The 7,079-nt window shown below is 57.9% G+C and carries 8 protein-coding genes; 4 read left to right on the forward strand and 4 right to left on the reverse strand.

Features of this window, described 5'->3' with window-relative positions; translation table 11 throughout:
• On the reverse strand, positions 1–224 hold a 224-nt coding region (locus WKI84_RS12740; RefSeq protein WP_337863938.1), incomplete at its 3' end, for a TFIIB-type zinc ribbon-containing protein.
• Positions 225–661: 437 nt separating this feature from the next.
• On the opposite strand from WKI84_RS12740, the gene WKI84_RS12745 reads away from it, so the two are divergent.
• Genes WKI84_RS12745 through WKI84_RS12755 form a run of 3 tightly spaced genes read left to right on the forward strand, consistent with a single transcriptional unit; the run spans position 662 to position 2,201 of the window.
• Positions 662–1,042: a hypothetical protein gene (locus tag WKI84_RS12745; protein ID WP_337863939.1), complete on the forward strand. Its 381-nt coding sequence runs from the start codon at positions 662–664 to the stop codon at positions 1,040–1,042.
• Positions 1,043–1,078: 36 nt separating this feature from the next.
• A complete protein-coding gene (gene rpiA, locus WKI84_RS12750) occupies positions 1,079–1,768 on the forward strand; it encodes a ribose-5-phosphate isomerase RpiA (RefSeq protein ID WP_337863940.1) in 690 nt (229 codons plus the stop codon).
• A 49-nt stretch (positions 1,769–1,817) separates the two neighbouring features.
• A complete protein-coding gene (locus tag WKI84_RS12755; protein ID WP_337863941.1) occupies positions 1,818–2,201 on the forward strand; it encodes an MscL family protein in 384 nt (127 codons plus the stop codon).
• 5 nt (positions 2,202–2,206) lie between these two features.
• Here WKI84_RS12755 and WKI84_RS12760 read toward each other — a convergent pair whose 3' ends face one another.
• Genes WKI84_RS12760 through WKI84_RS12770 form a run of 3 tightly spaced genes read right to left on the reverse strand, consistent with a single transcriptional unit; the run spans position 2,207 to position 5,446 of the window.
• Entirely contained in the window at positions 2,207–3,616 is a 1,410-nt protein-coding gene (locus tag WKI84_RS12760) for an amidohydrolase family protein (protein ID WP_337863942.1), read from the reverse strand.
• A gap of 46 nt (positions 3,617–3,662) precedes the next feature.
• Positions 3,663–4,040, reverse strand: coding sequence for a hypothetical protein (locus WKI84_RS12765; protein WP_337863943.1), 378 nt, complete (start codon positions 4,038–4,040; stop codon positions 3,663–3,665).
• Entirely contained in the window at positions 4,037–5,446 is a 1,410-nt protein-coding gene (locus WKI84_RS12770) for an ATPase domain-containing protein (RefSeq protein WP_337863944.1), read from the reverse strand. The genes WKI84_RS12765 and WKI84_RS12770 overlap by 4 nt, the downstream gene beginning before the upstream one ends.
• 119 nt (positions 5,447–5,565) lie before the next feature.
• On the opposite strand from WKI84_RS12770, the gene WKI84_RS12775 reads away from it, so the two are divergent.
• Positions 5,566–6,981, forward strand: coding sequence for a hypothetical protein (locus WKI84_RS12775; protein ID WP_337863945.1), 1,416 nt, complete (start codon positions 5,566–5,568; stop codon positions 6,979–6,981).
• Positions 6,982–7,079: the final 98 nt, after the last annotated feature.

Genomic DNA, 7,079 nt, shown 5'->3' on the forward strand with positions numbered 1-7,079 from the left:
GCGGACAGCGGCTTGCCCGACGCGTCCTTGTCCACGGGGCCTATGATGGTGGCAAGGCCCATGTCGTGCATCGCAAGCGACGTGGGTATGCCCGCCCTGCTCCTGTCCTCGTGCTCCTCCTTTGAGAAGGCGCGCCACTCCGGGCCGAGCTCCTCTATCCTCTCACTGACTACGAAACCACAGTTACCGCAAAACATTTCTCCGCTAGAGTTGTCTGTCACCATGGAACCTTTGCCGCAACGCGGGCAACGGTCACCGAACATGGATACATCTTTTACCAATTTCTATTCACCAAAATTCCTGTTCCTTTGCAGGCCTATATTTATATTTTTTTCTAGTATATAAATATTACGTCACCGGGTACTGTCAAACTAGCAGCTGATGGAGTATCCCCTCATTGCGGCCCCATCCGCCGCAGATTTGACAGCATCCGTCACCGGGCGGCCCGCGGCGAAACGTCGTTCAAAAGCCTCTGAATGCTATCTTACCTTGGCTTGTGGCGCTTGCGCCTCTCGGCCTTGGCATACTTTTTGCTTCCAGACCTCTGCGCGCTGTAGGCATGGGTCTTTGTGTTGTCGCGTTTTGCCATCCTGCAACCTAGCGCAACACGCGCTATATATATTCTGTCTATCCGGCCGGCCCAGCAAAAGCAATAAATGGAATGGCGCCGCAAGCAGCGCCGATGCAAGAAAAGACCCGCATCCCGAGGTGGCTGGTTGAAAGCGACCCTTCGTGGGAAAAATCTATCGATTCTGAGCTTGGAATGCTAAAGTGGACTAAAAAGGGCACCGGGATACAGGCCGTGTGCACGCCTACTGCCATGTTCTGCGACGTGCTTGGGCAGAACGATAATGATGTCCCGGCAGGGGGCCTGGCAGACCTGCACGTGGGCATTGCGCGCATGGGCAGGCAGGCAAACATGTCTGATGAGATAAGGAAGTACCTTTCAAGCAGGTACCTGAACCCGGGCATCAACGGCCCGAGGCGCGACCTGCGCAAGATGGAGGGCAACGCCACTGCCGCTACAGGTGGCAGGTTCTAACTTTTTATATCCACTCGTCCCCACTCTGCAGCAGCCTTGTCTCTGCAACAAAAGGACGCCGCCATCCAAAAGCTGGCCCGGGACGCAGTCAGGCTGATAAGGCCCGGGAACGTCGTTGGCCTTGGAAGCGGCAGCACGGCGGCCATCATTGTCAGGGAGATGGCGAGCCTCGACTTTTGCAGCAGCCTGTACTGCATACCGACATCGCTCCAGATCAAGATGGAGGCAGAAAAGAGCGGCCTGCGGTTTGCAGACGAGAGCATGATACCGGAGATCGACGTGGTGTTTGACGGCGCAGACCAGATAGACGCGGCGCTGAACATGATAAAAGGCGGGGGCGGTGCGCTCTTGCGTGAGAAGATACTCATATCGTCTGCGAAAAAGGTGGTGATAGCCGCCGACGAGTCCAAGTTTGTCAGGTCGTTTTCAAGGTCGGTGCCGATAGAGGTGCACCCCATGGCGAGGACCGTGGTGGCGAGGGAGCTTGTCCGGGCAGGCGCAAGGCCCTCTCTGCGGGTGCTTGACAAGGGCTACCCGTTCGTGACAGAGAACGGCAACGTGATACTTGACACGACGTTTGAGTCTATTTCGGACCCGAAAAAGATGGAGCTTGAGCTGAAAGGCATTGCCGGCGTGATGGAGGTCGGGCTGTTCACGAGGACTCCGGATATATGCTACAAGGCAAAAAACGACGGCACGTTTGAAGTGATTTCCAACAGTCACTAGCAATTCCGTTGCAATAAGCTTTTATCGTTCCCGTCACGCTGCACCGCGTGTGTCATCAAATCCGCCGCCTGAAAAGAAAGCTCCCTCCTCCTCTCTGATGGACGAGTTCATCGGCTTTTTAAAGACGTTTGGCGTCATCGGCCTTGCGATCGCGTTCGTCATAGGCGCCGCCTCGTCAAAGCTGGTCACGGCGTTTGTCAACGACATCATCAACCCGATAGTGGGGCTTGCGTTGCCGTCAGGCAACCTGAAGACGCTTTCGGCAAACGTCACCAACACCGCCACCGGGGTCACGTCCACCTTTGCCTACGGCGACCTGATATCAAACATCATCGACTTTCTAATCATCGCCTTCATAGTCTTCCTGATGTACAAGGTACTTTCAAGGTACAAGATATTTGGAGTCGAGGACAAGACCCGGCCGGCCAAATGATTTTTTTACCGAGCGACGAACCTGCCATGGCCAAGCGCGCCGGGGTCCACATGGCCGCCCTCCATCACCACCCTGCCGCGCACAATGGTGAGCACCGGCCAGCCCTTCAGCTTCCACCCGTCATAGATGGTGTAGTCAGAGTACGACTGGAGGAGCTCGGGCGTGACCTTTTGCTCCAGGTCGAGATCCACGATGGCAAGGTCGGCGTCGGACCCAACCTGTATCGTCCCCTTGCGCGGGTACATGCCAAATATCCTTGCCGCGTTGTAGCTGGTCAGCTCTGCCACGCGCTCGATGCCTATCCTGTCCATGTTGACGCCGTGGTCGAGCAGGACCGGCAGCATGGTCGCGATGCCGGGGAACCCTGCAAGCGCCGACCACAGGTCGCCCCTGCCCATCTTTAAGTCGAGCCTGTTTGCGACGTGGTCGGTCCCCACGGTGTCGATGACGCCGTTTCGCAGCGCCGACCAGATGCTCTGGACGTCGCTCTTTGAGCGAATGGGAGGGACGACCTTGCCTGTCAGGCTTGCAAAATCTACAGTATGCGTAAGGTACTGGGGGCAGGTCTCGATGTAATAGCTCGCCCCGCCCTTCTCCCTCTCTGCTATTATGGCGTCAAGGGCAGCGTTGGAGCCGATGTGCACGAAATAGAGGCTTGCGCCGAACCTGCGGCCAAGCGCCGAGACCTTGGCGACGCTCTCGGCTTCAGACGAGGGCGGCCTGCAGTCGGACCACGCCTTCAGATCAGACATGTTTTGCGCCTTGCCGCGCCTGATGCGCTCGGAGCATACCGCCGGGTTTTCGGCGTGGACGAGGATGGTCGAGTTTGCCTTTGCCCCCTCTTCGACTATGGCCGACAGCAGCTGGTCGTCCATGTCCACCTCGCCGTCCTTGACTGCCGCCGGCTCGCCGGGGTCAAGGTCCATGTAGATGTGGTTCAGGTCGGCGCCCAGGTTCATGTATATTTTCAGCGAGCTGATGCCAATCCCCTTCAGGTAGGGTATGTCCTTTACCTGCGACTTTTTCAGTATCGACGCGTGGATGGCATAGTCGACGTAATGGGAATTTCTGCTGGCCTGCAGCTGTTTTTCGACTGCGCGGTAGCTGTCGTCGTAGAGCCTGAGCATGCGCATCATGGTAGTCACGCCGCCGACCGCCGCCGACCTTGATTCTGTCCTTGCAGCCTGCTCTATTGGGGTGTAGACGCCATAGTGGACGTGCGGGTCGATTGCCCCCGGAAGGACGTACTTGCCCCGGGCGTCTATGCGCCGCGACGCCTGCATGTTTTTACCGGGCTTTAACGACATTACCCTGCCGTCGCTTATCGCAATGTCTGTCTCTACGATGCCTACCTTTGGTATCACGACCGAGGCGTTGGCGATTATCGTGTCGCAAGAGTTGCTGTTTGTTGCCATGGGGTGTATACGCAGCCGCTGTGACAGTGGGTGGGGGTGCATGCGCTTATGATTTTATCGCCTGCGAGCCTTCTTCGCAGCCGAGGGTCCGCATGAGCCGGCGTATGGCGCCGGCGGGGTCGGAAGAATCGTCCTGTGGTGGTGGAAGCCCGTAGCGGCCGTAGCAGCTGGAAATTATGACCTTTCCAATGATGGGCGTGCTGCCCTGTACTATCTGGCTGATGCCTTCAAACACCTGCTCTGGCATGAAGGCGATCTCTTCTATCCCGGCGCCAAACCTGCCTTTCATGTACGAGTCGAGCACCGCCACGGCGCTCTGCCCGAGGGTGTTTGCGAGCAGCTCCGACGCCATCCTGCCCACCTCCCTGCCTATCCTTTCGCAGTCTTTCTCTCCTTCTTCTTTTGCAGGCGGGTGCTTGTTCATGAGATCTTCATCAGCGAGTAAGCAGGGTACTCTCCGGATTCCACCGTCAGCGCGTAGGTCTTGATCGAGGCAGGCGGCTTCAGGATGCTGACCAGGGGCACGCCGTCTATCTCTGATATGTGCAGGTGCACGTCGCTCAGGGTCTTGCTCAGCGTAAGCGAGTGGGACCCCGTCCTGTTGAGCAGGACCAGTATGTCCCTTGACGACCTCACCTTCCTTGCAACGTCAATCACCCTCGACTCGAGCTCTGTGATCCTGTCAAAGTATTTTATCTCGTTCAGGCCCAGGTCGTAGGTGAGGACGAGCGTGGACTTGCCGCCGTACCGGCGCTTGATCGTGGCATAGTCTTCCGAGCAGTTCTCAAAGTTCTGCTGCAGGCTGTCCTTCAGCGGCCTTATCTGTGGGACGCTGTCATCCGGCTCGTGCGAATACAGCCTGAAGCCGTCCATCTCCTTTTCCTCCACAAATGGCTCTATGTACCTCAGAACGCTCCTTGGGCTCCTGTCAGGCGTGCTTATCACCATGGACGGATTTCCAGTCCGAAGGTTGTTCAGGATCATGTTTGCTAGGATGAGCGCAATCGATATGCGGTTTATCTCGTGGTCAAGCTGGAGGAGCACCACGCTGCCCTTCCTCATCCCACCTCCCAGCGCGGCGTCCAGGTGCGAGTTGCCCGTCGACACATAGTCTGGGTGGCAAATCGAGCGCGCCGGAAAGACCTGCCTCTGGCCCAGCTGCGGGACTGCGACCCTTGGGAGGATGGTAAAGCGCGAGCCTACGAGCGAAAAGAGGACGTGGTGCGTGGGGATCTCTGTCCCCCTCATCTTGTCTATCGTCATGCTGCGGATCTTTTGGTAGTTGAGGCTGTCAAACCCAAGCGTGACTATGCCGTCGGCTATGTACGCCAGCGTGTTGGATTCGGGCTCCTCGCTTGTGAACACCAGGGTCGAGTCATGCGCCTCTGCTATAGCAGTCACGCTCTTTTCAGACCGTATCTTTTCCTCGTACGAGTACTCTTTTGCTATCGAGTCCCAGCTGTCAAGGACTATGAGCGCGTTCTTCTTGCTCGCCTTTTCAAGCACCTCGCCTATCAGCGACGACAGGCTGCCAAAGCGCATGTCTTTTTGCTGCTCGCCGCCATCTGCCGTAACGGCGAGGCTGTCCTGGTTCTCGGAGGAGATCAGCTGGGCCGAATTTTTGAGCCACGGGTACTGGGCCTCCAGCTTTCTTATCGAGACGCGGGTCGATATGTAACAGCCTGCAAACCTGTCGCTGAAAAGCCGCAAGAGTTCCAGACATAGCGTGGTCTTGCCTGCGCCGGGCGCGCCCCTCACAAGGAGCGAGCTTGGGCGCGCGTCAAAAAAGCCTGCAAAAAGCTCGGTAAGCGTCATCTTGTCCGTCTTCAATTATCGGAAACAAAAGCGCCGCTGGTTGGTTAAATAGCGTTTGTATCCGGGACAGTAGTGTGTATCATTTTTGAAATCAAACTCATTTTATATGGCTGTCGCCAGTGCCGGCGTATAGCTTGAGGGACAGACACAGATCACACGGCAGCGGCAACGAACAGCTGCTGCGCTGCAAGTACAGCCAAGGCTGCCCGATAGAGGAAAAGACGGGCATGGTGAGGAGGCGGTGGTTCCTGCCAATCCTCTCGCTACTGCACAAGAGGGGGGCCGCCGTCAGGTTTGGCGATTTCCTCCATTTCTTTGACGGCCTTGGGTCTCCGACGCTTGCAAGGGTCCTCAAGGAGACAGAGGGGCTTGGGCTGGTCAAAAAGACGATCGCGCCGGGCGATGGCCGTACCATGATATTGTACTCGCTGACCGGCAGCGGCACAAGCTATGTCCTTGCAAACGCACGCCTCCTCGATTATGGCCGGTCCCTGTGCGACAGGTCGATGTGCCGGGTGATCCACTCTGCACCTGACGGGTGCCCGCTGGTCATCACCGGCTTGCAGGGCGGCCAGCCCGCCGCGCAGGATTTCTACAGCAGCAGGAGGGCAGGGCAGCAGTTTGTCGAAAGCGTCGGCGCCACCGGCGAGATCTATGAGCGCGTCGCGGCCCAGCTCAGGTCTTCTGACGCCATGCGGGTCATGCTGCCGTTTTCCAGCCTGTCTGCCGTGCACGGCATGTTTGCGGCGTATCTTGCCGCCGGCCGGCACAGCCGCGGCAGCAGCAATAACAACAGCATCAGGTGGCTTGGCCCTATCGAGCGGCAGGACATTGGGCTGGTCCAAAGTTTCATGAAAAAGGGCGCGCAGATACGGCACGTAGACCGCATGCCGTTTGCGTTCATACTTTCAGACGCGGTGCTCCACGTGGTTGACAGGTCCGGCGAAGGCGGACAGGCCCGACTTCTTGCGACAAACACCCCGCCGCTCATCGAATACCACCGCCAGCTGTTCGAGGAGCTGTGGGCCGGCGCAAAAGAAGCTGATGTGCGCATTGCCGAGCTGCAGGACGCAGAGCCGGTCGCCATCCAGAAGCTTGCAACCGGAAAAGAGTCGATCAGGCAGGCGCACTCTATGCTAGAGTCTGCAAAGAGCAGGGTCGTGTGCCTCTTTTCGTCGCCGCAGGGCCTCAAGAGGTTTCTGAGAATGCATGACCGCGCCTTTTTTGCAGAGATGTCTGGAAAGGGGGTAAGCGTCGAAGTGGTTGCGCCTCCTCCTCCTGTGGCAGACGGCGACCTGGAGCCTGGCGGGATGGCTGCCATGCTCGGCGGGCTTGGCAACGTCACCTATCGTGTGTCGCAGGGCAGCGTCGCCCTCACCGCCATGGTGGTGGATGGCAGCAGGGCGCTGATAATGGAGGTGGTCGACGATGACCAGCTGAACCCGTACGACGCTGTCGGCGCGTCCATATACAGCGAGAGCCCCCTTGTGGTGGCGCTGACAGAAAAGATGATCGCAGGCATGCACCGCAGTAGCGGCAGCAGCGACTGACTATCCTGATGTTTTATATTCGGGGAGCCTAGCAGGAAAATCCGCGGGCTGGTAGTTCAGGGGTAGTAATGCTCGCTTCGCAAGCGAGAGGTCGCGGG

Source organism: Nitrososphaera sp., from assembly GCF_037447015.1.
In the GTDB taxonomy this organism is placed as follows: domain Archaea; phylum Thermoproteota; class Nitrososphaeria; order Nitrososphaerales; family Nitrososphaeraceae; genus Nitrososphaera.

Coding starts and splice junctions, on each gene's coding strand:
- WKI84_RS12765 (WP_337863943.1), bottom strand. CDS start 4,040: ATGAACAAGCACCCGCCTGCAAAAGAAGAAGGAGAGAAAGACTGCGAA.
- WKI84_RS12760 (WP_337863942.1), bottom strand. CDS start 3,616: ATGGCAACAAACAGCAACTCTTGCGACACGATAATCGCCAACGCCTCG.
- WKI84_RS12745 (WP_337863939.1), top strand. CDS start 662: ATGGCGCCGCAAGCAGCGCCGATGCAAGAAAAGACCCGCATCCCGAGG.